Origin of the sequence: Streptococcus sp. HPH0090 (assembly GCF_000411475.1) — a bacterium.
In the GTDB taxonomy this organism is placed as follows: domain Bacteria; phylum Bacillota; class Bacilli; order Lactobacillales; family Streptococcaceae; genus Streptococcus.
The window spans coordinates 264,746-289,744 of sequence record NZ_KE150464.1 but is presented as its reverse complement, the minus strand read 5'-3'; the positions used below and the strand labels follow the sequence as shown (position 1 = coordinate 289,744).

General features: G+C 40.2%; 29 protein-coding genes. 5 read left to right on the top strand and 24 right to left on the bottom strand.

The window, feature by feature from the left end; translation table 11 throughout:
• Positions 1–107: 107 nt before the first annotated feature.
• Genes HMPREF1481_RS03390 through HMPREF1481_RS03380 form a run of 3 tightly spaced genes read right to left on the bottom strand, consistent with a single transcriptional unit; the run spans position 108 to position 2,241 of the window.
• Entirely contained in the window at positions 108–950 is an 843-nt protein-coding gene (locus HMPREF1481_RS03390) for an amino acid ABC transporter substrate-binding protein (RefSeq protein WP_016465681.1), read from the bottom strand.
• Positions 951–959: 9 nt separating this feature from the next.
• A complete protein-coding gene (locus HMPREF1481_RS03385) occupies positions 960–1,589 on the bottom strand; it encodes an amino acid ABC transporter ATP-binding protein (RefSeq protein ID WP_016465680.1) in 630 nt (209 codons plus the stop codon).
• Between the two features lie 10 nt (positions 1,590–1,599).
• Positions 1,600–2,241: an amino acid ABC transporter permease gene (locus HMPREF1481_RS03380; RefSeq protein ID WP_006151191.1), complete on the bottom strand. Its 642-nt coding sequence runs from the start codon at positions 2,239–2,241 to the stop codon at positions 1,600–1,602.
• Between the two features lie 217 nt (positions 2,242–2,458).
• Here HMPREF1481_RS03380 and plsY point away from each other — a divergent pair, with 217 nt between their 5' ends.
• Positions 2,459–3,100, top strand: coding sequence for a glycerol-3-phosphate 1-O-acyltransferase PlsY (gene plsY / locus HMPREF1481_RS03375; RefSeq protein WP_016465679.1), 642 nt, complete (start codon positions 2,459–2,461; stop codon positions 3,098–3,100).
• Positions 3,101–3,128: 28 nt separating this feature from the next.
• Here plsY and HMPREF1481_RS03370 read toward each other — a convergent pair whose 3' ends face one another.
• From HMPREF1481_RS03370 to HMPREF1481_RS03330, 9 genes are all read right to left on the bottom strand, one after another.
• Positions 3,129–4,085 carry an ABC transporter permease gene (locus HMPREF1481_RS03370; RefSeq protein WP_016465678.1) on the bottom strand — a complete coding sequence of 319 codons (957 nt, stop codon included), beginning with the start codon at positions 4,083–4,085 and terminating at the stop codon, positions 3,129–3,131.
• A 2-nt stretch (positions 4,086–4,087) separates the two neighbouring features.
• Positions 4,088–5,146 carry an ABC transporter permease gene (locus tag HMPREF1481_RS03365; RefSeq protein WP_016465677.1) on the bottom strand — a complete coding sequence of 353 codons (1,059 nt, stop codon included), beginning with the start codon at positions 5,144–5,146 and terminating at the stop codon, positions 4,088–4,090.
• Entirely contained in the window at positions 5,139–6,674 is a 1,536-nt protein-coding gene (locus tag HMPREF1481_RS03360) for an ABC transporter ATP-binding protein (protein WP_016465676.1), read from the bottom strand. Before HMPREF1481_RS03360 ends, HMPREF1481_RS03365 begins: the two co-directional genes overlap by 8 nt.
• 140 nt (positions 6,675–6,814) lie before the next feature.
• The gene (locus tag HMPREF1481_RS03355; protein ID WP_016465675.1) at positions 6,815–7,867 is read right to left on the bottom strand and encodes a BMP family lipoprotein; all 1,053 of its coding nucleotides are present in this window, start codon (positions 7,865–7,867) and stop codon (positions 6,815–6,817) included.
• Between the two features lie 89 nt (positions 7,868–7,956).
• Entirely contained in the window at positions 7,957–8,346 is a 390-nt protein-coding gene (locus HMPREF1481_RS03350) for a cytidine deaminase (RefSeq protein WP_016465674.1), read from the bottom strand.
• Positions 8,333–8,995, bottom strand: a complete 663-nt coding sequence (gene deoC, locus HMPREF1481_RS03345; protein WP_016465673.1) for a deoxyribose-phosphate aldolase — start codon at positions 8,993–8,995, stop codon at positions 8,333–8,335. Before deoC ends, HMPREF1481_RS03350 begins: the two co-directional genes overlap by 14 nt.
• Positions 8,996–9,012: 17 nt before the next feature.
• Positions 9,013–10,296 carry a pyrimidine-nucleoside phosphorylase gene (locus HMPREF1481_RS03340; protein ID WP_016465672.1) on the bottom strand — a complete coding sequence of 428 codons (1,284 nt, stop codon included), beginning with the start codon at positions 10,294–10,296 and terminating at the stop codon, positions 9,013–9,015.
• Positions 10,293–10,883: a class I SAM-dependent methyltransferase gene (locus HMPREF1481_RS03335; protein WP_083936636.1), complete on the bottom strand. Its 591-nt coding sequence runs from the start codon at positions 10,881–10,883 to the stop codon at positions 10,293–10,295. The genes HMPREF1481_RS03340 and HMPREF1481_RS03335 overlap by 4 nt, the downstream gene beginning before the upstream one ends.
• A gap of 107 nt (positions 10,884–10,990) precedes the next feature.
• The gene (locus HMPREF1481_RS03330) at positions 10,991–11,269 is read right to left on the bottom strand and encodes a hypothetical protein (RefSeq protein WP_016465670.1); all 279 of its coding nucleotides are present in this window, start codon (positions 11,267–11,269) and stop codon (positions 10,991–10,993) included.
• 123 nt (positions 11,270–11,392) lie between these two features.
• Between HMPREF1481_RS03330 and coaA the strand changes: the two genes are divergently transcribed.
• The 3 genes from coaA to HMPREF1481_RS03315 all read left to right on the top strand — a co-directional run bounded on the left by coaA (position 11,393) and on the right by HMPREF1481_RS03315 (position 13,200).
• Positions 11,393–12,313, top strand: coding sequence for a type I pantothenate kinase (gene coaA / locus HMPREF1481_RS03325; RefSeq protein WP_016465669.1), 921 nt, complete (start codon positions 11,393–11,395; stop codon positions 12,311–12,313).
• A 52-nt stretch (positions 12,314–12,365) separates the two neighbouring features.
• On the top strand, positions 12,366–12,614 hold the full coding sequence (rpsT, locus tag HMPREF1481_RS03320) for a 30S ribosomal protein S20 (protein ID WP_029689628.1): 249 nt from the start codon (positions 12,366–12,368) through the stop codon (positions 12,612–12,614).
• A 67-nt stretch (positions 12,615–12,681) separates the two neighbouring features.
• Entirely contained in the window at positions 12,682–13,200 is a 519-nt protein-coding gene (locus HMPREF1481_RS03315) for a DNA topology modulation protein (RefSeq protein WP_016465668.1), read from the top strand.
• 15 nt (positions 13,201–13,215) lie between these two features.
• Here the strand turns inward: HMPREF1481_RS03315 and deoD are convergent, their stop codons facing one another.
• The 10 genes from deoD to HMPREF1481_RS03265 all read right to left on the bottom strand — a co-directional run bounded on the left by deoD (position 13,216) and on the right by HMPREF1481_RS03265 (position 22,262).
• Positions 13,216–13,926, bottom strand: coding sequence for a purine-nucleoside phosphorylase (deoD, locus tag HMPREF1481_RS03310; protein WP_025173256.1), 711 nt, complete (start codon positions 13,924–13,926; stop codon positions 13,216–13,218).
• A 208-nt stretch (positions 13,927–14,134) separates the two neighbouring features.
• A complete protein-coding gene (locus HMPREF1481_RS03305; protein ID WP_025173255.1) occupies positions 14,135–14,845 on the bottom strand; it encodes a type 1 glutamine amidotransferase in 711 nt (236 codons plus the stop codon).
• The gene (locus HMPREF1481_RS03300; RefSeq protein WP_016465665.1) at positions 14,845–16,077 is read right to left on the bottom strand and encodes a chloride channel protein; all 1,233 of its coding nucleotides are present in this window, start codon (positions 16,075–16,077) and stop codon (positions 14,845–14,847) included. The genes HMPREF1481_RS03305 and HMPREF1481_RS03300 overlap by 1 nt, the downstream gene beginning before the upstream one ends.
• Positions 16,078–16,081: 4 nt before the next feature.
• Entirely contained in the window at positions 16,082–16,891 is an 810-nt protein-coding gene (locus HMPREF1481_RS03295; RefSeq protein ID WP_016465664.1) for a purine-nucleoside phosphorylase, read from the bottom strand.
• On the bottom strand, positions 16,891–17,448 hold the full coding sequence (locus tag HMPREF1481_RS03290) for a DUF1697 domain-containing protein (RefSeq protein WP_016465663.1): 558 nt from the start codon (positions 17,446–17,448) through the stop codon (positions 16,891–16,893). Before HMPREF1481_RS03290 ends, HMPREF1481_RS03295 begins: the two co-directional genes overlap by 1 nt.
• A 1-nt stretch (position 17,449) precedes the next feature.
• A complete protein-coding gene (locus tag HMPREF1481_RS03285; RefSeq protein ID WP_016465662.1) occupies positions 17,450–18,661 on the bottom strand; it encodes a phosphopentomutase in 1,212 nt (403 codons plus the stop codon).
• Between the two features lie 23 nt (positions 18,662–18,684).
• The gene (gene rpiA / locus HMPREF1481_RS03280; protein WP_016465661.1) at positions 18,685–19,368 is read right to left on the bottom strand and encodes a ribose-5-phosphate isomerase RpiA; all 684 of its coding nucleotides are present in this window, start codon (positions 19,366–19,368) and stop codon (positions 18,685–18,687) included.
• A 103-nt stretch (positions 19,369–19,471) separates the two neighbouring features.
• Positions 19,472–20,401, bottom strand: a complete 930-nt coding sequence (locus tag HMPREF1481_RS03275) for a peptidase U32 family protein (RefSeq protein WP_016465660.1) — start codon at positions 20,399–20,401, stop codon at positions 19,472–19,474.
• 111 nt (positions 20,402–20,512) lie between these two features.
• Positions 20,513–21,193, bottom strand: a complete 681-nt coding sequence (locus HMPREF1481_RS03270; RefSeq protein WP_016465659.1) for an ABC transporter ATP-binding protein — start codon at positions 21,191–21,193, stop codon at positions 20,513–20,515.
• Between the two features lie 13 nt (positions 21,194–21,206).
• Positions 21,207–22,262, bottom strand: coding sequence for an ABC transporter permease (locus HMPREF1481_RS03265; RefSeq protein WP_016465658.1), 1,056 nt, complete (start codon positions 22,260–22,262; stop codon positions 21,207–21,209).
• Between the two features lie 368 nt (positions 22,263–22,630).
• Here HMPREF1481_RS03265 and HMPREF1481_RS03260 point away from each other — a divergent pair, with 368 nt between their 5' ends.
• Positions 22,631–22,906 carry a DUF3270 family protein gene (locus tag HMPREF1481_RS03260; protein ID WP_016465657.1) on the top strand — a complete coding sequence of 92 codons (276 nt, stop codon included), beginning with the start codon at positions 22,631–22,633 and terminating at the stop codon, positions 22,904–22,906.
• Between the two features lie 28 nt (positions 22,907–22,934).
• Here HMPREF1481_RS03260 and HMPREF1481_RS03255 read toward each other — a convergent pair whose 3' ends face one another.
• Positions 22,935–24,269 carry a sensor histidine kinase gene (locus tag HMPREF1481_RS03255; RefSeq protein ID WP_016465656.1) on the bottom strand — a complete coding sequence of 445 codons (1,335 nt, stop codon included), beginning with the start codon at positions 24,267–24,269 and terminating at the stop codon, positions 22,935–22,937.
• Positions 24,262–24,933, bottom strand: coding sequence for a two-component system response regulator CiaR (ciaR, locus tag HMPREF1481_RS03250; RefSeq protein ID WP_016465655.1), 672 nt, complete (start codon positions 24,931–24,933; stop codon positions 24,262–24,264). Before ciaR ends, HMPREF1481_RS03255 begins: the two co-directional genes overlap by 8 nt.
• Positions 24,934–24,999: the final 66 nt, after the last annotated feature.

The window sequence follows — 24,999 nt, the reverse complement described above, 5'->3', positions numbered from 1 at the left end:
GTTTTCTAGGGATTTTGCAAAGTTTTTCTAGTTAAAAAGCCTATTCCCAAGTCCTTTTTAGCAAAAATCGTCCATCTTCACCAAAAAAAGAAACCAAGATATACATCTTAGTTTTCTTTTCCTTTAATTTGGCTAGTAGCCACATCTTCGCCAAACCATTTCTGGCTGATTTCTTGGAATTTTCCTTCTTGATAAAGCTCGACAAAAGCTTTATTCAAATTTGCTAACAAGGTCTTATCAGCCGGTCTTACTCCTACTGCAAAGGATTCACTCTCAAAACCAGCTGGGAAAATCTCATACTGGTCTATGATTCCTTCAGTTTTAAGATAATAGTTGGCATAAACACGGTCAATTAATAGTGCATCAATCCGATCATTTTGCAGGTCAATCAAGGCTTCATTAAAACTCTGATATTGGTTAGCCTTCTGATCTTTTACGATATTTTTCAAAAGGTCAGGCTGAGCTTCAAAATCTAGATAACCCGAAGAACCTGCCTGAGCACCTAAAACTTTACCTGCCATATCAGACACTGATTGGATATTTTGTGATTTCTTAGAGACAAGAACCTGCTGATTCTCCATATAAGGAATGGTAAAAGCTACCTTCTCACGGCGTTCATCTGTTGCGGAATAGCCGTTCCAAATTGCATCAATGGTCCCGTTTTGAAGCTCTGTTTCCTTCATATCCCAATCAATGGGTTGAAACTGGACCTTAAAGCCAAGTTTCTCAGAAACAGCTTGTGCTAAATCAATATCGAATCCAGCATATTGCCCATTCTTTTCTTCAAAACCCATAGGAACAAAAGTATTGTCAAATCCGATGGTAATTGTTCCCTGTTGTTGGTATTTTTCCCAATTATCGACTTTGGGATCACTAGCTTTTTGAGTGCATCCTACCAGGAAAAAAGCAAGAAAGAATACCAAAACAAGGCTGATTTTCTTTCGATTCATAGACACCTCCTACTTAGGCTCTACTTTGAGAATCTGGTCAGCGATATTCTCTGCAAACTGGAGATCGTGGGTTACCACAATTTGAGTCATGCCTAATTCTCTATTTTGTAAAATCAGTTTTTCAACTTCGAGGCGCAACTCTGGATCAAGGGCAGAAGTTGGTTCATCATAACCAATCACTTCTGGATCGATCATCATAGCCCGTGCTAAGGCAACCCGTTGCTTTTGACCACCAGATAAGGAGTAGGGATAAGCATCCGCGTGTGCTTCAAGACCTAGACGAGTTAGTAATTCTACCGCCTTCTTCTTAGCATCTGCTTCAGACATCCCCATAGTCTTGATGGGCGACAAAATCAAATTTTCCATAACGGAAAGGTGCGGAAAGAGCTGAAAATCTTGAAAAACAAAACCTAATAAGTGACGCTTTTCAAGTTCATCCAAAGGTAATGATTCTCCGTTATAAAAAATCTCTCCTGAATCAATAGTTTCAAGTCCAGCTAACATTCTAAGCAAGGTTGTCTTTCCACCACCAGAAGGTCCAACGATGGCCAAAATCTGCTTTTCAGGAATTGTTAAACTGAAATTGGATAAAATTTCTTTTTTTCCAAATTTTTTGCTAATATTTCTTAACTCTAACATGGATAACCTCCTATCTATAGTAGCTGAACTTTTTCTCAAGTTTCTTAGCTAGGATTGTAACAACACCAATCATTAGAAGATAGATAGCTCCCGCTAGAAACATCGGAATCAAGCTAGCATCACGATTGGCCGCAGTTCGACTGGCTAGGATTAAATCTGAAATACCGAGTGCATATACCAAAGAAGTATCTTTAACCAAACTCATAACCTCGTTAAATACACTTGGTAGGACAATCTTGGTCACCTGTGGCAAGATGATATAGCGAACGGTATCGATAGGATTGAATTTTAAAACTTTCGCTGCCTCATATTGCCCCTGAGGAATGGTTGCAATCCCTCCACGGAATATTTCTGCAAAATAAGCTGCATAATTAAGCGTGAAGGCAATAATGGCTGCTGGTACTCGGTCGAGTCGAATTCCGATACTTGGCAGGACATAATAAATAAAAATCAACTGCAAAAGTAAGGGTGTTCCACGCATCACCCAGATATAAACATCAATCATGTAATGGAGGGGTTTCCAATGGACCTGTAAGCAAAAGGCAACCAAAATGCCTAAAGGGATTGAAAAGAGTAAGACCAGTGCAAAAACTTGTAAAGTCATTGTCGCACCGCTCAATAAACTTGGTAATATCTCGAATAAGTAAGACATACTCCACCTCCTAAAAATAATTGTTCCCATTATAGCATAAATAAACATAAATATAAAGCATTTCTGAAACTTTCATGAATTTTTAAAACTTTTCCTTAGTTTTTGGATTAACCAAAGCGTTTATCTGAAAAATTTCTAGTTGCATAAAGTATCAGATGTCACAAACTGAGGAAAAATTTAGTTCGGATTCTCTCTCATTTCATGGTATAATAGAAACATGATGACAATAGTATTATTAATTTTAGCTTATTTATTGGGTTCAATCCCTTCAGGACTTTGGATTGGACAAGCCTTCTTTAATATCAATCTTAGAGAACATGGGTCCGGTAATACTGGAACGACCAATACTTTCCGAATCCTTGGGAAGAAAGCTGGTATGGCAACCTTTGCAATTGATTTCTTTAAAGGTACTTTAGCCACTCTACTTCCACTCATCTTCCATGTTCATGGAATTTCGCCAATCGTCTTTGGACTTTTAGCAGTCATTGGCCACACCTTCCCTATCTTTGCCAAATTTAAGGGTGGTAAGGCTGTTGCAACCAGCGCAGGAGTTATTTTTGGTTTTGCTCCTCTCTTTTGCCTTTACCTTGCAGTCATTTTCTTTGGAATTCTTTATCTAGGAAGTATGATTTCCCTCTCTAGTATCTCTGCTGCTATTGCTGCAATTATTGGCGTCCTTCTGTTTCCTCTCTTTGGATTTATTTTAACTAGTTATGACCTACTTTTTACTGTGATTATTATTGGTCTTGCAAGTCTAGTAATTGTACGCCACAAGGACAATATCAAACGTATCCAAAGTAAAACAGAAAATCTCATTCCTTGGGGACTTAACCTAACGCACCAAGAACCAAAAAAATAAAACGTCAGTTTCAACTGACGTTTTTATGTTATTTAGACTTGATATAGTTGATACCATCTGCCTTCGGCGCAACAGCTTTACCAAAGAAGGCTGCTAGGACGACAATGGTCAAGAGATATGGTGCGATTTGTAAGTAAACGGCTGGTACTCCTTGCAAGAAAGGAAGCTGAGAACCGATAACTGCCAAACTTTGAGATAGCCCAAAGAAGAGACTTGAAAGCATAGCACCAACAGGATTCCATTTACCGAAGATCATAGCAGCAAGTGCGATAAATCCAGGCCCAACGATGGTTGTAACTGAGAAGTTAACAGAAATTGACTGAGCGTAGATAGCTCCACCGATTCCTCCAAGGAAACCTGAAATCACAACTCCAAGATATCTCATCTTGTAGACATTAATCCCCAAAGTATCTGCTGCTTGTGGGTGTTCACCAACTGAACGGAGGCGAAGTCCAAAGCGAGTCTTAAAGAGGATAAACCACGCTAAGAATGAGAAGGCAATTGCTAGGTAACCAAGTAAACTTGTTGACTTGAAGAAGATATCTCCGATAACTGGGATATTAGCCAAAAGAGGGAAATCAAAACGTCCAAAAGTTTGCGTTAAGTTATCCGTTTGTCCCTTGTTATAAAGCACCTTCACCAAGAAGACTGCCAAAGCTGGCGCCATTAAGTTAAGAACGGTACCACTGACAACATGGTCAGCACGGAAATGAATTGTAGCTACTGCGTGAATCAGTGAAAAGATAGCTCCGACTAATCCACCAACTAGAAGAGCCAACCAAGGAGTTAATGCTCCCAAATCTTGTGCAAATTCAAGGTTAAAAACAACTCCAGAAAAGGCACCCATGACCATGATTCCTTCAAGACCAACGTTAACAACCCCACCACGCTCAGAGAAAACTCCTCCGATACTTGTGAAAATAAGTGGTGCTGAGTAAATCAACATTGAAGAAACCATAAGGGTTAACATTGTTGTAATCGACATCCTTATTTACCTCCTTTTAGTTGTTTTCTTGGTTTGACAAAGCGTTCGATGATGTAGTGAACGCTGACAAAGAAGATAATTGAGGCTGTAACGATACTTACAAGCTCAGATGGTACTTGTGCAGCATTCATACCAGGAGCACCTACTTGAAGAACACTGAAAAGAAAGGCTGCAAATAGAATTCCAACTGGTGAGTTTGAAGCAAGAAGACTTACCGCCATACCATTAAATCCAACTGCCAATGATGAACCTTGAACGTATACGTTTTGGAAGGTACCAAGTCCTTCTACTGCTCCACCAAGTCCTGCAAGGGCACCAGAAATAATCATTGATAGAATAATGGTACGTTTCGCTGAAATACCTGCGTACTCAGAAGCAATTGGATTGAGACCAACTGCACGGATTTCAAAACCGAGAGTTGTCTTCTTAAGCAAGAACCAAATAACTGCTACTGCAATGATAGCAAAGAAAATCCCAATATTCATACGAGAGTTTCCTGTTAACTCAGCAAGCCAAGGTGTTTGATAAGTTGCGTTTGCACTTACTCGGATAGATGAGTCTGTACTTTGCATGATATCTTTTGGGAAAGAGTGGATAAAGGCGTTACTTGTATAGAGAACAATGTAGTTCATCATGATTGTTACGATAACTTCAGATGTTCCCAGATAGGCCCTTAAAATACCAGGAATAGCACCAACGATTCCTCCAGCAACTAGAGCAATCACAACTGTCGCAAGAATCAACAATGGACGTGGCAAATCTGGATTAGAAAGAGCGAACCAACCACTCATAACCCAACCAGCGAGTGCTTGTCCTGGAAGACCAACGTTAAAGAATCCAGCACGACTTGCAACTGCAAATCCTAGAGCAATCAAAACTAATGGCCCCATTGCACGGAAGATTTCACCAATACCACGAACACTACCAAAGGCTGTGTAGAACAACTCCTCGTAACCCCAAATAGCATCGTAGCCAAAAATCCACATGACGATGGCTCCGAGTAAAATCCCTAAAATAACAGAAATCAAGGGAACAGAAATTTGTTGTAATTTTTTAGACATCACTCTTCTCCTTTTCCAATTCACCACCAGCCATCAAGACACCAAGCTCTTGCTTGTTGGTTGTTTCTGGTGTAACAATTCCTTGAATCTTACCATCGTGGATAACAGCGATTCTATCTGAGACATTTAGAATTTCATCTAGTTCAAAGCTGACTACAAGGACAGCTTTCCCATTATCACGTTCTTGAATCAAGCGTTTGTGAATGTACTCAATGGCACCGACGTCCAAACCACGAGTTGGTTGGCTGACGATGAGGAGATCAGGGTTTCGATCAACTTCCCGAGCAATGATAGCTTTTTGTTGGTTCCCCCCTGAAAGAGCTGATGCTGGTACAATCTCGCTAGCAGCACGAACATCGAACTCCTGCATTAATTCTTTTGCATAGTTAATGATGTTGGAATAGTTTAAGATTCCCTTCTTGCTAAGCGGTTCCTTGTAGTAAGTTTGAAGGGCAATGTTTTCAGAAATCATCATTTCCAAAACCAAACCATCACGGTGGCGATCTTCAGGAACGTGACCAACACTCATTTCTGTGATTTGGCGAGGGTGTAAACCTACGATGGATTGCCCCTTCAATTCCACACTACCAGACTCAATTTTACGAAGACCTTTGATTGCTTGGATTAATTCTGACTGACCATTGCCATCAATCCCTGCAATTCCGACAATCTCACCAGCTCGAACATCTAGTGAAAGATTTTTAACAGCAGGAACACCTCGGTTTTCATTTACAACCAAGTCCTTAATAGAAAGAACAACTTCTTTTGGATGTGATGCTTCTTTAGCAGTTTTGAAAGAAACAGAACGTCCCACCATCATCTCAGCCAAGTCAGCGTTAGTCGCACCAGCAATCTCAACTGTTTCGATAGATTTCCCACGACGGATAACCGTAACACGGTCAGATACCGCACGAATTTCATCCAACTTGTGGGTAATCAAGATAATGGATTTGCCTTCTTTAACCAAGTTTTTCATGATAGCCATCAACTCATCAATTTCTGATGGCGTTAATACGGCAGTAGGTTCGTCAAAGATGAGAATATCAGCACCACGATAAAGTGTCTTCAGGATTTCAACACGTTGTTGAGCTCCGACAGAGATATCAGCTACTTTGGCAGACGGATTTACCGCTAACCCATAGCGTTCAGATAATTCATTAATTTCTCGAGTTGCTCGAGCAATATCTAGAACACCATTTTTGGTCATTTCACTTCCCAAAATGATATTTTCAGCGACTGTAAATGCCTCTACCAACATAAAGTGCTGGTGGACCATTCCAATCCCTAGACTAGCGGCTTTTGATGGAGAGTCTAGTTTCACAACTTGACCGTTGACCACAATTTCACCACTAGTCGGTTCAAGAAGCCCTGCTAGCATATTCATAAGAGTGGACTTCCCAGCTCCATTTTCTCCTAAAAGTGCATGAATTTCACCTTTGCGCAGTTCGAGGTTAATCTTGTCGTTAGCAACAAATTCACCAAAAACCTTGGTAATTTCACGCATCTCAATGACATTTTCGTGTGCCATGTGCTCTTCCTTTCAGAGTTTTATTTTGTTTCAATAAAACCTGCTAAAGAAACTTAGCAAGCTCTATTGAGACAAAATGATTTGTCTCAATTCTTAAAGAAGCGGCCCCAGGCCGCTTCCTAAGAAATGACTTCCTTTATTTATTTTTCAGGAACTTTAATGCTACCGTCAAGGATTTTAGCTTTTGCATCTTCAACAGCTTTTTTACCTTCTTCTGAAAGGTTAGTTGTTACTAAATCAACACCTTTATCCTTCAATGAGTAAACGATAGTTTGTCCACCAGGGAATTCACCTTTTTCAGCTTTGTTTGCGATATCTTGTACAGTTGTACCAACTTGTTTCAAAGTAGAAGCAAGTACGAAGTTAGCTTCTTTTCCGTCTTTAGAAGTGTATTTACCTTCTTCAACTTGGTCACGGTCTACACCAATAACCCAAACTTTTTCGTCTTCATTTTTGCTTTCATTCAAAGATTTAGCTTCTGAGAAGACACCAGCACCAGTACCACCAGCTGCTTGGTAGATTACGTCTGCACCTGCAGCGTATTGAGCTGCAGCGATTGTTTTACCTTTAGCGGCATCACCAAATGAACCAGCGTAGTCTACTTGAACTTTGATAGATGGGTCAACTGATTCAACACCAGCTTTGAAACCAGCTGCGAAACGAGAAATAACTTCAGATTCCATACCACCTACAAAACCAACTTGTTTTGTTTTAGTAGTTTTAGCTGCTGCTACACCTGCAAGGTAAGCTGCTTCGTTATCTGCAAATGTTACGCTTGCTACGTTCTTTTGATCTTTGATCACATCGTCAATCAAAACATAGTTTTTATCTGAGTGTTCTTTTGCTGCTTCTTCAACAGCGTTGTGAAGGGCAAAACCAACACCAAAGATTAAGTTGTAGCTTCCAGCCGCTTGGTTCAAGTTGTTAGCGTAGTCAGCTTCACTTGTTGATTGGAAGTAAGTGAAACCATTGTCTTTTGAAAGGTTGTGTTCTTTACCCCAAGCTTGTAGACCTTCCCAAGCTGATTGGTTGAATGATTTATCATCAACACCACCAGTATCTGTAACGATAGCTGCTTTTGTCTTCAAATCAGAAGATGAAGCCGCGTTACGAGAAGAGCGATTACCACATGCAGCAAGTCCAAATGCTGCTACTGCAACTAGACCAAGGCCTAGCCATTGTTTCTTGTTCATTACTGAACCTCCTAAATAAGATGCGCAACTAAGTTGCAAGTATGGATAGATTGGTCACTAGGACCTTGTCACTCAAGGAGTGACGCAGACTAATGTAAGTCTGTAAAAGAATATGGAAGTAATTCCCCGACCGTCATCTCGACCGTCGTTTTATCTTTGGCAACTAAGGTCACCTTTAGATCTGGTTTAAAAAATTCGACCATGACTTGGCGACAAGCACCGCAAGGCGAAATAGGTTTCTCAGTTTCCCCATAGACAATCAATTCTGAAAACTCTCGTTGTCCTTCAGAAACCGCCTTAAAGATTGCCGTCCTTTCGCCACAGTTGGTCAAAGAGAAACTAGCATTTTCAATGTTAACCCCTGTATAGATACTTCCGTCCTTGGCTACCAAAACAGCGCCAATCGGAAAATGTGAGTAGGGAACGTAAGCTTTTTTACTAGTTTCAATCGCTAAATCAATCAACTCAGTAGTCGCCATCAGCCAACTCTCCTTTTAAGATTGCTACACCAGAAGATGTTCCGATTCGTGTAGCCCCCGCTTCAACAAAGGCAACTGCATCTGCATAAGAACGAGCGCCACCAGCTGCTTTGACCCCCATATCAGGACCAACTGTCTGACGCATTAGTTTAACATCTGGTAACGTAGCGCCACCTGTTGAAAAACCTGTAGAAGTCTTTACAAAGTCTGCACCAGCTTTTTGGGCCAATTGGCAAGCCAAAACTTTTTCTTCATCCGTTAACAAACAAGCTTCAATAATAACTTTAACAAGTTTGTCTCCGCTCGCTTCAACAACTGCTCGAATATCTGACTCAACTAAATCACTATTTCCTGATTTGAGTGCACCCACATTGATAACCATATCAATCTCATCTGCACCATTCTGAATAGCTTCTTTGGTTTCAAATGCTTTAACAGCTGATATAGTCGCACCTAGAGGAAAGCCTACAACTGTACAAACCTTCACATCTGTGTCTGCAAGTCCTGCCTTTGCGTGAGAAACCCAGCAAGGATTTACACAGACACTCGCAAAATCATAATCTCTAGCTTCAGATAGCAAACAATCAATTTGTTTTTCTGTCGCATCTTGCTTCAAAAGTGTATGATCAATGTATTTATTTAATTTCATTTCGGATTTTCCTTAAATCAGGAGATAATTTCTATAATTTCTCTTGTTTTTATCACTTCGTCACTTATTTTAATTTTAACATATTTTTGAAAATCTGTAACTAGTTCAGGAGAAATTTTGCCATTAGCATATACTTTTGCGACAATTTCACCCTTTTTGACAGAATCTCCAACTTTCTTCTCAAAAACAATCCCTGTCTCATAGTCAAGAGTATCAGTTTTAACAGCACGACCAGCACCTAATCTCATAGCGAAAAGACCGAACTCCATAGCTGGAAGAGCCTCAATAACACCATCTACCTGAGCGGGAATCTCAACTACGTGGTCAACTTTTACTGGTCGATAAAGATCGTCTAAATCCCCACCTTGAGTTACAACCATCTCTTCAAACTTCCTGAGTGCCTGACCATTTTCAAGATGTTGCCTTACTTCCTCGACTGTTTTTTCAACATTTGCTAAAGAAAGCATAATCTGGGCTAATTCACAGATGAAATGACTAATATCTTCACGTCCTTTACCTTGAAGGATTTCTAAAGCTTCTAGAATTTCTAAGCGATTCCCAATAGCACGTCCCAAAGGTTGACTCATATCTGTAATGACTGCGACTGTCTTTCGTCCCACAGCTTTACCGAGATTTACCATAGTTTGTGCTAATTCACGAGCCTCATCGACCGTCTTCATAAAAGCACCTTCACCGACTGTTACGTCTAAAAGGATAGCATCAGCTCCAGCTGCAATCTTTTTACTCATGACAGAACTAGCAATCAAGGGAATCGTATCAACTGTCGCAGTGACATCTCGTAGTGCATAGAGAAGTTTATCCGCTTTAACTAATTGATTAGACTGACCAATAACTGAAACCCCGATATCCTGAACTTGTTTGATAAAGTCATCCTGACTGCGTTCGACTTGGAATCCTTTGATAGATTCTAATTTATCAATCGTACCACCAGTATGACCTAGACCTCTACCACTCATCTTGGCAACTGGAACACCAAAACTAGCGACTAAAGGAGCTAAAATCAAGGTAACTTTATCTCCAACCCCACCAGTAGAGTGTTTATCGACCTTTATGCCCTTGATGGCTGATAAATCGAATTCCTGACCTGTCTTAACCATGTTCATCGTCAAGTCAGAAATCTCACGTGTAGTCATACCTTTAAAAAAAACAGCCATAGCAAAGGCCGACATCTGGTAGTCAGGAACAGTCCCTGCAACATAACCTTCGATCAGCCATTGAATTTCACTTGAACTGAGTTCTTGGCCATCTCTTTTTTTCTGGATTAGGTCTACTGCTCTCATACTTTCACACTTCTAAGGATATAATATCCCTTATCTTTCTTTACAACTTCACAATTACCAAAGACTTCTTCCATTTTATTCTTGGCACTTGGAGCTCCTTGTTTTTTTTGAATAACGATGGTCAGATCACCACCATCTACGAGATAGTCAATACTCTTCTCGATAATTTCGTGGACTACTTGCTTACCGGCACGAATGGGCGGATTCGAAATGACATGGTCAAATTGTCCTTCTACTTGCTCATAAATATTGGACTGAAAAATAGTCGCTTGAACCTTGTTCTTTACTGCATTTTGTTGCGCCAAATCCAGGGCACGATTATTGATGTCAACCATGGTTGCTTGGGCACCATAAGCCTTGACTAAAGACAAGCCAATTGGCCCATAGCCACAACCAACATCAAGAATTTTTTCACCTTTTTCGACATCAAGACATCTTAATAATAACTGACTACCGAAATCAATCATTTTTTTACTGAAGACACCGGCATCCGTCAAAAAGGTCATCTTTTCCCCTAATAGTTCTACCTTTAGTTCGTGAACATCATGGGCTGCATCTGGATTTTCTGCATAATACATTTTACTCATAGTTTCATTTTACCACAAAAATAAGTTAATTGTAAATCGTTTACATGACAACAAAGGCTTTTGTTTGACATCGATTTATTAAAAAATAGTATAAGTTGCCTAATCCCTTAGGGGCCGAGCAAGTAAGAACCCAATGCCATAGTGATAGCAAAGGAAAAAATACAGGCTAGACCAAACAAGAAAAGCCACCATTTTCTTGTTAAAATGGCGAGAATCAAGTAAATAAAACCAATAATTGGTAGCAAGAATAACAAGACAAAGGCAGACCAACTATAGGTCTGACTTCCTAAACTCACAGTAAACTCAATCAAAGTCGGAGATAACCACAGAATCACAACCAGTAAGCTAGCCAGTTTTAGAATTTTATCACTCACTACTAGTCTCATAACATCACCTCATATCACGTCCATTCTATTTATATTCTAGCAAAGAAAGCGCTTTTTCTCAAATAATTCAGATGTCTTTCTTTCCATTTTATGGTATACTGAGTTATCAAACGAGGATATTTTATGACGAACGAATTTTTGCATTATGAAAAAATCAGCCGTAGAACCTGGCAATCTTTACACCGTAAAACAACCCCACCTTTAACTGAGGAGGAGTTAGATTCGATTAAGAGTTTCAATGACCAGATCAGTCTCCAAGATGTAACAGATATTTATCTACCGCTGGCTCACCTTATTCAAATCTACAAACGTTCCAAGGAAGATCTAGCCTTTTCAAAAGGAATTTTTCTCCAAAGAGAGAGTAAAAATCAGCCTTTTATTATCGGAGTTTCAGGTAGTGTAGCCGTTGGAAAATCAACTACAAGCCGTCTCTTACAAATTTTGCTTTCTCGTATTTTCCCTGAAGCAAGCGTGGAATTGGTTACAACTGATGGTTTTCTATATCCCAATAGCGTCTTAACTGAACGTAACATCTTAAATCGAAAAGGGTTCCCTGAGAGCTATGATATGGAGGCTCTACTTAATTTCCTAGACCAACTTAAGAATGGTCAGGATGTTGACATTCCAGTCTATTCTCACGAAATTTATGATATCGTACCTGATAAAACACAAAGAGTTCAAGCAGCGGATTTTGTCATCGTAGAGGGTATCAACGTCTTTCAAACACCGCATAATAGCCGACTTTATATCACAGATTTCTTTGATTTTTCAATCTATGTAGATGCAGCGGTTGATGATATCGAGAGTTGGTATTTGGATCGTTTCTTAAAACTACTTAGTTTTGCACAAGATGATCCCAGCAACTACTACTATCGTTTCACCCTGCAACCCATCAGTGAAGTTAAAGAATTTGCTCATCAAGTATGGACTAGTATCAATTTAACCAATCTACAGAACTATATCGAACCAACTAGAAATCGGGCTGAAGTCATTCTTCATAAATCTAAAAATCATGAAATTGATGAAATTTATTTAAAAAAATGATTTCCCCTTGTCAAAATAACAGTTTTCAGATATAATGGTATAGTTAGTAAATATGGAGGTAAGAACATTGGCAAACATTAAATCAGCTATCAAACGCGCTGAATTGAACGTTAAACAAAACGAAAAGAACTCAGCACAAAAATCAGCTATGCGTACTGCTATCAAAGCTTTTGAAGCAAACCCATCTGAAGAACTTTACCGTGCTGCTAGCTCAGCCATCGATAAAGCAGAAACTAAAGGTTTGATCCACAAGAACAAAGCAAGCCGTGATAAAGCACGTCTTGCAGCGAAACTTGGTTAATCAAAAACCGTAACATACAAAATGAGCTCTTCGGAGCTTTTTTTGTGCCATATTTTGGGAGCATATCATGAAAATAGCAATTATCGGATATTCTGGTTCAGGCAAATCTACCCTGACTGAAAAACTTTCCAACTACTACTCCATCCCAAAACTCCACATGGATACCCTACAATTTCAACCTGGTTGGAAAGATAGCGACCGCAAGTGGATGTATAACGAGATGGAAACTTTCCTTACTGAACATGATGATTGGGTCATTGATGGCAACTACACTTGGTGTTGCTATGAGGAGAGAATGAAGCAAGCTGATCAGATTATCTTTCTAAACTTTTCAGCTTGGAACTGCTTGTTTAGAGCCTTTATGCGTTATCTTAAATATAGAGGAAAAGTTAGAGAGAGTATGGCAGACGGTTGTCCTGAACAGTTTAACTGGGAATTTATCCGCTGGATTCTTTGGGACGGTCGTAGCCCCTCTCACAAGGCACATTATCAAAAAATATACCTTGACTATGCGAGTAAAATTACGATTATTAACAATCAAAAAGAACTTGACCGTTTTCTTCATAAAAAAGAGGTTTCCCTTTAAAGGAAACCTTTTTTCTTATTCTGCAATCAAGGTCTCTAGACCAACTTTCATCATGTCTGTGAAAGTATTTTGACGTTCTTCAGCAGTTGTGTCCTCATCTGGATTGACCAAACTGTCTGAAATAGTCATGATGGCCAGGGCATCCACATGATGTTGAGCAGCAAGGTAGTATAGTGCTGCTGCTTCCATTTCCACAGCTTTTACACCCCATTTACCAAGTTCAATGTTCTTTTCAAAGTAGTTTGAATAGAAGACATCTGATGACAAGACATTTCCGACATGGGTCGTCATACCGAGGTCTTTGGCAATGTGGTAGGCTTTATCTAGCAAATCAAAGCTAGCGATTTGTGGAAAATCGTATTGAGGCCAGTCGTTTCGGATGATGTTTGAGTTGGTTGCAGCTGCTTGTGCCAAGACCAATTCACGAACATGCACATCCTCATTCAAAGAACCAGCCGTTCCCACACGGATCAATTTCTTCACACCGTAGTCAACAATAAGCTCACGCGCATAGATAGAGATCGATGGCATCCCCATTCCAGTACCCATGACAGATACACGGTGACCTTTATAAGTACCTGTGTAACCAAACATGTTACGGACTTCATTAAAGCATACAGCATCTTCAAGGAAGTTCTCGGCGATAAATTTCGCACGAAGAGGATCTCCAGGAAGAAGAATTTTATCAGCAATTTCACCTTGCTTAGCAGCAATATGGATAGACATAATATAAGATACCAAGGGCGTTAAAGAGGCAAAGTAAAAATAGGAAATCCGACAAAGATGCATCGCATCTAGGAGAATTTATCTTTTTTAAACAGCCTCTAGCCCGGGTTCAATTTCAAACCCGAACTCCCTTTCCTTTCATTTTTTGTTTTGAAAAGCTTTCCGCTCGTGTTCAAATTAGAACACATGCTCTACCTTTCTTTTTTATTTATTTTGTTAATGAATCCAAAAACGCAAAGAGTTTGGCATTCATTTCTCGATAATCGTAAGCACGAATGTCTTGAGTGTTTTGAACAAATGTCAGGTTTTGACTTTGTTCTTCCAAAACTTCTTCACCGTCAGCAGCAATCAAGAAATTAACTGCTTCTGAATCAAATTCCAAGTGAGCTTGGAAAGCATAGTGTTTAGAACTGAAGCGAATAATCTGACGTGGACACCCTTGACTGGTCGCAAGAACAACAGCATCTTCTGTCAATCCTGGCATATCGCCATGCCAGTGTCCTGTATTTAGAGTCGATCCAAGAACCTTGACATGTTCATCTTTTAAACCAGCTTCAGTAAGCGATATTGGATAAACCCCAATCTCACGTTCTGGACTGTGCTCATACTTTGCACCATAGGCAACAGACAGGAGCTGGGCGCCAAGACAGACCCCAACAATATAGATATCTGCAGCTATCGCTTCTTTCATAAAAGCAAGCTCAGACTTAGGGTCATAGTAGGGGAAGTTTTCTCTGTCTTCATCAGGTGATTGAGGTCCTCCCATCACAATTAAGAAGTCAATCTCATCCACTGTCTCTGGTAAGGCTTCATTCTCATAGACTTTGGTCGTGGTCACTTGATGGCCACGCTCCTGCGCCCATTTTAGATAAGCGCCCGGCACTTCAAAGGTTTCATGCAGTACAAAATGTACCTTCATCATTTCTTCTCCCATCTCTTTCGAATCACGTAAGACAGACCAGCCGCAAGTACAAGCGGGATAGTCAAATTCCAAGTTTGGCCTGTAAATCCAAGGCTCAGGGCAATGGCTGTCAGAGGAGCTTTTAAGGTCGTCCCTAAAAAGACTGTCGCTCCTAGTAACATCCCTAGAGCAGGATCTAAATGAATCCCAACTGCTGTCAAAAGCAAGGTTACTAGGTAACCAGATCCAATCCCTAAGGCAAATGATGGTGTCAAGGTCCCCCCATAAGCACCATTGCGCAAGAGGAGATAAACCAGAAGCCCCTTCACTGCAAGAGCCAGTGGAAGATAAGGAATCGACTGGCTAGATAAGAGGGCTTGCGCTAGTACCTGGCCATTTCCCATAAAGATAGGAAAAAAGGCTACTAGGCTCCCCAGCACAAGAAAGGCTAGAGGAAGAGCCCAAAGAATCGTCCTATCCTTCCGCCGTTTGTGACTAGCCCGCTTAGCGAGGAAAGAAAAGACCAGAGCCAAGGGAGTGACCAAGAAAGCAATCACAACAGCCTGTATGAAACTGCTAGCCGACCATGAAACCGCAGATAGGTGATAAATGGCCTCCTGACCAACGATGGACTGAGCAAGCCAGGTGGCCAGATAAGTGCTGGTCAAAACCAGTAGAAAGTTCTGCCAACTGTAGGCGAGTCCTAAGGTCTCAAAGACAAATAAGCTACTGGCAAAGGGGACTTGATAGACTGCAGCTAAACCAGCTCCAGCACCACAGGCGACCAAGACTTTTCGGTCTTTGAGAGCTAGTGAGAAGCCCTTCGCCAAGCGACCAGCTAGAAGAGCCCCGACCTCACGTGGAGCTCCTTCTTTTCCGACCGATGCACCTGCTCCGACAATCGCAACCTGCATCCCTGCATGAAGGAGGTGGGCTAAGGGTGCTGGTTGCCTGTCTCCAGCTAAATCCATTTGCTGGCGAATAGACAGAATCTTATAACGCTTTTGCAGGACATACCAGAAGCCAGCTGCCAAGCACCCAGTCACACACAAGACCAGAAATCTACGGAGACCTCCAGCTTCTTGAAATTGCTGGAGCAAATCCGAACTAGCTTGGCCAAAGGCCAGCTCTTGTACCCCTTCTAGTAGATAATGACAGGCAATTCCGACCAGACCCGTCCCGATCCCTAATGATAAGGTGGCTAGAAGTAACCTCAGTCCGTAGGGCAGACTTTGGAGTCGTGCTTTCATTGGATTAGAGTTCAGCAAGGATCGCTTTTAGCAACCCTTTGAAGTCGCCTTTGACGCGCTCTGTCACTTCTACTACTTCTTCGTGGTTGAGCTCTTCTTGGAAACCAGCCGCAAAGTTGGTAATACATGAAATACCAAGAACCTTCAAACCAGAGTGTGCTGCAACGATGACTTCTGGAACAGTTGACATTCCGACAGCATCTGCTCCCAATGTCTTATAGGCACGGATTTCAGCTGGAGTTTCATAAGTTGGACCAGTCACACCAATATAGACACCATCATCCAATTTAATACCAAGTTTGTCAGCCACTTGATGAGCAGTCTTACGGTATTCTGGTGTGTAAGCTTTAGACATATCTGGGAAACGTGGACCAAAGTCATCCAAGTTTTCACCAATCAATGGGTTTTGACCAGTCATATTGATGTGGTCTGAAATAGCCATCAAGGTACCCGGTCCATATCCGATACCACCAGCAGCGTTGGTAACAAGAACCCCTTCACAGCCCAAAACTTTCATGACACGCACTGGGAAAGTAACAACTTCAAGCGGATTTCCTTCATAAAAATGGAAACGTCCTTGAAGTGCTAAAACCTTACGTCCTGCAAGCTCTCCGTAGACCAATTTACCAGCGTGTCCAACAACTGTTGAACGACCCCAGTTCGGAATTTCAGAGTAGTCTACTACGACTGGATTTTCGATTTCTTCAGCTAATTCACCAAGTCCTGAACCAAGGATTAAACCGAACTCTGGCGCCTCTACTCCCTTTTCTTTCAAGAAAGCAGCTGTTTCATTGATTTTTGCTAATAATGTCATTATCTGTCTCCTTCATAATTTTTTAGCAATTGACCGATTTTGTCAAAGGTATTCGCGTTTCGAATAGTAATCTTGCGATAGAAAGGCAGCTTCAGCAGTTGCTTGTGATAGGCTGTTTTAGCGTAGGTTTCTTCTGACAATTTGCCCCAGAAGATTCCATGCTTTCCGAAATGAAGAACTTCATCTAGAAGTTGTAGAGATTTCACTTTCTCTACAACTGTTTCTACATGTAGTCCCTCTGTATAAAAGAGAACATCCTTTCGAGCCATTTCTTGGAACCACCAAGCGGGAAGGGTTCTAAGTTCCTCTTCATAGTCTTCTTGAGACAATAAGGAAAAACTTTTGATAAATGGATAATGCACTCCAAAGAAGCTCTGCAGACTCTCAACTAAGAGAGTTCTAGCCTTACTGCTATCAAAGAAAATATTGCCACTATTAATGTAAGTTTCAACATTTTCTAATCCCAACTCTGCCAATTCCTGACGTAATTGAGCCATCACTACCTTATTCTTTCCACCAACATTGATTCCTCTTACGAGAAGAGCGTAGCGAGTCATCTTAAACTAATTGATCTAGGAAGCTCTTACCAATCATGGCAGTTTCAACGCCAAAATTCTCAGCAATAGTTGCTGAGATATCAGCGAAGTTTCCGACTGGAATTAGACCACTTCCTTTAAAGGATGGGCTGTATGCCAAGAGTGGGATATATTCACGAGTATGGTCAGTACCAGCATAGGTTGGATCGTTCCCATGGTCAGCAGTAATCAAAAGAAGATCATCTTCTCTCATGGCTGCCATAATTTCTGGCAATCGCTCATCAAACTCATGCAAGCAATCACGGTACCCGTGTGGATCACGACGGTGTCCATATAGGGCATCGAAGTCAACCAAGTTAGTGAATGAGAAGCCATGTTTAAAGTCTTCTGATTTCATAGCCTTGATCAAGTTGTCAATTCCATGACTATTTGACTTGTTGTGGCCCATGTCATGATTGATACCAGCGCCATTAAAGATATCGTTGATTTTACCAACAGCGTAAGTATCGATGCCAGCTTCATTCAATTTATCTAAAACAGTCGGTGCAAATGGAGATACAGCCAAGTCACGACGGTTTGCTGTACGAGTGAAGTTACCTGGTTCACCAACATATGGACGGGCAATGATACGACCTAGAAGGGCAGGACGCTCAAGGGTAATTGAACGAGCGTATTCACAGATACGATAGAGTTCATCCAAAGGAATGATATCTTCGTGGGCTGCGATTTGAAGAACTGGGTCAGCTGATGTATAGATAATCAACTCGCCGGTTTCCATTTGGCGTGGTCCAAAATCATCAATAACAGCTGTACCAGAATACGGCTTGTTAGCTTCACGGATAACCTTACGTCCTGAAAATTCTTCAATTTTTGTGATAATTTCTTCAGGGAAGCCATTCCAGAAAGTATCAAATGGTTCTGTGATATTAAGTCCCATGATTTCCCAGTGACCGGTCATGGTATCTTTTCCAAGAGAAACTTCCTCTAGCTTAGTCGCATAACCAGTAGGCTTTCTTTCAGATGGAACAGTCTTCAATGGTGTATCACGAGGGATGTTTCCAAGACCAAGTTTTGCCATGTTTGGTACATCCAAACCTACAGCTTTTGAAATGTGTCCAAGCGTGTCTGATGCACCATCAGGAACACCTGCATTGACAAAGTTATGAGCATCTGGTGCTGCACCGATTCCTACAGAATCTAATACTACCAAGTGAATACGATTAAATTTTGGCATAGTGTGTCTCCTTATTGTTTTAATTATTTTGCTTTTGTTGAAGTTAAAATTTGAAGGCCATTTTGTCCGGCCACAATGACCTTATCAACCATCTGGTTAAACAAGCCGTGCTCAACGACACCAACGACGTGGTCCAATTCTTGCCCAAGAGCAATTGGATCTTCAATGACTTCCAAGGCGAGGTCAATGATAAAGTTCTGCATATCCGTCACAAAACGTTGGCCATCCTTTTCACGGAAGATCGGTTTATAGCCAGCTCGTTCAAATCGACGAAAGACTTGTTCGGCACCGTACTGAACAACCTCTACTGGCAATTTAAAAGCACCCAGTTTCTCGACCAGTTTGCTCTCATCAACAACCCAGATATATTCTTTAGATGGAGTTGCTACAACCTTCTCCATGAGAAGGGCACCACCACCACCTTTGATGCCATTAAACTGACTGTCTACTTCATCCGCACCATCCACAGTTAAGTCTACAAAATCCACTTGGTCAATAGACTTAAGAGGAATATTGAGGCCTTCTGCTTGCTTGCTGGTTACACTAGAAGTCGTTACAGCTGTAATCCGTAAGCCTTCTTCCTTGATACGACGACCTATTTCTTCGACGAAATAGTAGGCAGTGGTGCCTGTTCCAAGCCCGACAACCATACCATTTTTGACGAACTCGGCAGCCTTAATCCCTGCCATTTTTTTCAGATTTTCCACTTATATACCTCCAAATAGAGCTACTTCTATTATATCATGAATACGCTTCAAATTCATCCAAATATTAGAAAAACCCGAACATTTTATTTCGGGTTTTTGATGCTTATTTAACCATATCAGGATCGTAGTCATAAAATCCAGTATCAAGGAAACGATTTTTAGGATGGAGCTTGCGAACTTCTTCATCTAACAAAAAGGCTTGGTCATGTGTGAAGTTCCCTTCTTGAATCAAGTTGCGAGCTTGGATAAAGAGCTTGGCAATTTCCACAAAGTTTTGACCTGGAGTATAGAGACCTTCTAATTTCCAGTGGGTAAAGCCATGTTCTACCAATTCATTCAACTTGGTCATCAAATCAAGGTCATTGTTGGCAAAGATATGAGTTCCATGATTATCCTCAAAAATAGAGTAATGACTCTCTGGGTCACTCGGTTCTGCAAGGAACAAATCACGTTGACGAGTTTTTTCATCATCAATCTGTGTGAAATTGTAGTAGTTTTGCAAGAGTGGACGCTTAGAATGATGGATAACACTAGCACCATAGACTAAGACTTCAGCAGGAATTTCCAAAATTTCAGGCATTTTAAAGAGCTCAGCAGATGGAATTTCGCGCGCCAAGACAGCTTCTGATGCCCCCGCTTTTTGTCCCCAGAAGTTAATCTGACGACTGCTTGTGACCATGGTTGATGCGTCATAGATGGTTTTAAAAGAATAACCATCACGGTTGACCACATAAAATACCCCTGCATCTCCTACAGTAATGTAGTCCGTCTTGATTTCCTCTAAAAAGTCCAAGAATGGCTTAATGCGGTCCATCATATCTTGGTGCATGAGGGCATTGACCGCAACGATTAATTCCTTCCCTGCATCGTGAACGATTTTTGCAATTTCACGCAATTCTTCATGACTAAAGGTGGTCGGCAAACGAAGCCCAAAATCTTTTTCACCAACATAAATACGGTCGACACCAGCCTCGAGTAGCTGTTTTACTTGTTCAATACTTTCAGCAGTTGCTGTAATGATAATCTTTTCCATAGAGAAAATTATACCACATTTCCAAAAAATCAGCTATATAGAAAAGTGAGTCTTGTTAGCCCAAATTTTCAAAAAAAGGGAACCGTATCAATGACAGTTCACTTTTTCGTATTATGCTTGTGTCTTTTCAACAAGTCGTCCGTCATCCATAACATAAACACGGTCAACCTTATCCAGTAAGCGAGTATCATGTGTAATCATGACAACACCCCTGCCTTGCTCATGGGCAATTGAAGCCAGCATATCTGTAACCTGGTAAGCACGTTGTGTATCTAGGCTAGCTGTTGGCTCATCTGCAAGTACAATACTCGGATTATTGTATAGAGCTCTAGCAATTGCAGCTCGTTGCCGTTCTCCACCTGAGAGAGCTTTGGGATAGTGGTTTTGAACCTTCTCCAAATCCAATAAACTGAACAACTCTTGTCGGTCACTTTTTATAGATTTCTTTTTATCCAAACGGTCAATTAAATCTAATTGCTCCTTAACCGTTAAAAAGGGAATCAGATTTGAAGCTTGGAGGATAAAACCAAATTCTCTAAAGCGCAAATCCGTTTTTTCTTTTTCAGATAAATGCCCAGTCTCTTTTCCCTTTACTAGAATCTTTCCACTTGAAGCTTCTTGAAGTTGGCCTAGAGTCGTTAAAAAGGTTGTTTTACCTGATCCAGAAGGCCCCACAATCGCTACAAACTCCCCAGCGTTTAGCTGAAAATTGGTTTCATGGAGAGCTGTAACTTTCATATTGCCTTCGCCATAAGTTTTTGTCACTTGAATCATCTCAATTAATGTCGTCATATCATTCTCCTTATCATTCTGCAATCGCTGTAATTGGATCCACTTTAAGTAGACGCGGAAGTGAAATGACGCCACCTAGTAGTGCCATCAAGCAAATGACCAGGCTTAAGACAAAGTATGCCAACCAACTAGGGTAGAAAAAGAAGGTTGCAGGTAAGACTAAAATGACAGCCCCAATAGCAAATAAGGCTAATCCGATACCCAAACCAGATAAGAGAAAGATTTGGCAGAAAAGAGACCATACGATGGATTTTATCTGAATCCCTTGTGCTCGCATAATTCCATAGAGGCCTAATTTTTGAATGGTAATGATGTAGATAAAAATTCCTACAATCAGACCTGTAATGACAATCATAGCTAGAATCATTCCTGAGAATACATTGACCTGAGGAGTATAGCCAGGAATTTTCGAAATCATTTTTTGAATAGAAATCTGCGTCAAGCCATCAACAGTCACTTCTACATCATTTTGCAATACCAATGCAGAGATCGAACGATTGCCTTTTGTTGTTCCTTGTAAATCCCAATACGTTGTTAGGCTCGTAAAGACAACAGGTTCCGTAAAAAATTTATTTTCTCTGGTCAAACCTACAATCTTAAAACTTGTCTCACTTCCGTTGAGTTGAATAGCGTCCCCGAGTTTGATGCCGTAATTTTCAAAAGACTGATCCACTACCACTTCTTGGTCATTTTCTGGGTAACGCCCTTCAATCAGGGTTGGCGAGATAAAACTGTCCCACTCTTGACCAAAAATAGAGACATTCATTTTGTCACTACTATTAACAAGGTTTGTCACCGCAAACATATAGCTCAGGGGAACAGCATCCTTAGACACTTTATCATTGTAGTCTTTTTCTGGTATAAAGGATGCAGTTAAATTATCATTTGCATAATCGGATAGCACAACTCCAGTTGCTTGCCAATTATCAATAGCAGCCCTGTTATTTCGAACAAGCCCGAGAGCCAAACTGGTCATAAAAAAGACCATAAAAGCAATGAGAAAAATGGTTGTTAGAATTAAACTGTAACGCAGTTTATTCTGTAAAATTTCTTTGATAGCAAGATACATGTCGATCTCCTTTAAGTATTCTGTTGTCGAGGGAACAAATCTCCTCTTTACCATAGCACTAAAGATAGAAAACTATCTCGTCATGAACAGCTAGAATCAATTTAAAAGAATCCTGTCCTTACTTCAAAATTGAATTTATTTGCATCTGTGTATGATTTTTATTCGTTTCAACCATCAAATTTTCCTTGTATATAATATGAGAAAATGATAAAGTTTAAACGGTTTACTCATCCTATCATTTTCCCATCAGCATGTCAAGAATTCCGAAATTGGCCTTGATAACAGATTTTATGCAATTTGTAACAATCCTGTAATAATTCTCTCTTTAAAAAATGATAAAATAGTAATGTACTGTTAAGGAGAGAAATATGCCCGCAAGAAAACTACACCCGTATGAGTTAGAACAAGAAAGTATAAAAACTGCTCAGTTTCAAGATTATGTTCCAGAAAATACTTCTGTTACTAGTGTAAAGGAAGTCCTATTTTTTGTAAACATTGCTTGCTTCTGTGTCTTTTTAGCTATCTTTAGTTTTATGTTCTTATCGCTTAAATTGAACACTGTTTTATCATTTGCTTTGGCTATCGGCCTCAGTCTTGTAGCTTTACAATTTCAGCGCACTTTTATCAAGAAAAAATTCAAATAAAAAAACCTTCGATGAATCGAAGGTTTTTTTATTTATTCTTTCGTTTTGGTGGTGTTGAGATAGCAATCTTGACTTCAAAGATGGTTCCATTTGGTTTATTGTCCTTAACGTTGATAGTTCCCTTAAGAGCATCAACGATTTGCTTGGCTAATGACAAACCAAGACCAAAACCTCCCTTTTGACGTGTACGAGCCTTATCAACACGGTAAAATCGATCAAAGATTTTCTTTTTATCTTCTGCAGAGATACCAATACCATTATCCGCTACCGTTAAATATAGGCTGCGTTCTGTCGTTGAAATCTCAAAATAAATATCTCCTTCTTCTTCCGTATACTTGACAGCATTGTCAAACAGAATGGTCATCAATTGCTTGAGGAGGAGTTTATCTGTGATAATGGTACGATGCACACGGTTTTCGAAACGAAAGACACGATCATTTTCAGATGCAATCATTTCATAGTTGGTAAAGATTGTATTAAAGAAGTCGGGTTCAACTTCTCCAAGCTCCGGCTTAATCCCGTCATCTCTACGCGCTAAATTGAGCAAATTCGTCGTTAGGAATCTCATGTTTCTAACTTCTTCCAAACTAGATGCGATGCTCTCACTAGATTCCATAATAGTCGCTTCTGGTTTTCTAAAAAGTGTTTCCAGACGGTTTTGAAGAACTGCTAGTGGAGTGCGTAATTCATGACTAGCATTTTCCACAAAGCTCTGCTGCTTTTGCATACTTTCGAGTAGGGGCTTAACACTGACACGAGCAAGGTAAAGACTAGCCAAGATAGATAGAATCCAAAAGCTTGCCATCACAACTACGATTAACTGTTCGTGATTTTGACTGGTTTGTTCTAGCTGGCTGGTATTGATTAGGACAGCAGCATACTTAATATTACTAGAGACAGAATCGACTTTCATGTCCGTCAAGACGACACGATAAACCTCATCCTGACCATAGCTATTTACAATATGAAGCTGACGAATATGGTTTAAATCCTTTTTATTGAAGGTTATTCTATCCAAACCTAAGAAGCGATTGCCAGTCACTAGCTGATTGAGATTAGAATCCAGCAAAATAACTTCCGTATTGGAGCTAATTGTGACTCTTTTATCCGGATTTGAGGTAACATTTCCACCATCTATATCCTTAACATTTTCTGTTGCACGATTGACTGCCAATTGAATAATATCCTGAGGATTATTGCTAAGCGCTAAAAGTTTCTCATCCACAGATGTGTAAAGACTGGAGTGCATAACCTGCAAGATAATCAAGGTCATAGCAGAGAAAATCAGAGTAAATACTCCAAAGTTACGGATAAAGTAGCTGAAATCTTCTGCGTACCAATTCTTTTTAAATTTATTAAACATGTTTTAAAATATACCCAACACTACGCAAGGTTTGAAGGTTTTCGGCAAAGGCTGTCCCCTTTAATTTCTTACGAACTTTTGATACATAGACTTCTACAACGGAAATAGTTGTATCACTATCAAATCCCCATAAACGGTCAAAAATCTGTGTCTTAGGTAGAATAACATTTTGGTTTTGGAGGAAATAGACCAAGAGCTCAAATTCTTTACCGAGCAACTCAACAGAAGTATCGTGAACCTTAACCTCATTTGTAGAGAGGTTAACTGTCAAGTCGCCATAAGAAAGAGTGTTTTCGTTAAATTTACCAGAACGTTTAAGAAGGGCTTGGATACGCATTTTGAGCTCTTCTAAATAGAAAGGTTTTGTTAGATAATCGTCTGCCCCAAGTTCAAATCCATGTCCTTTGTCATCGAGACTTTCCTTGGCTGTCATGATCAGAACAGGAGTCGAAATACCTTTTTCACGCAACTCTTTTAAAACTTGGAATCCATTTTTCTCAGGCAACATCAAGTCCAACAGAATCAAATCATATACGCCACTTTCAGCCTCATAAAGACCTTCTTCTCCATCAAAAACTTGCATGACATCAGCAAAATCATCCAAAAAATCAAAGACTGAATTTGACAGGCCTAGGTCATCTTCCACTAATAGAATTTTGATCATCAAAAATTCCTCCTTATTAAGCTTATTATAACAAAAATATCTTAAAAAAAACTCAACTTTCCTTGT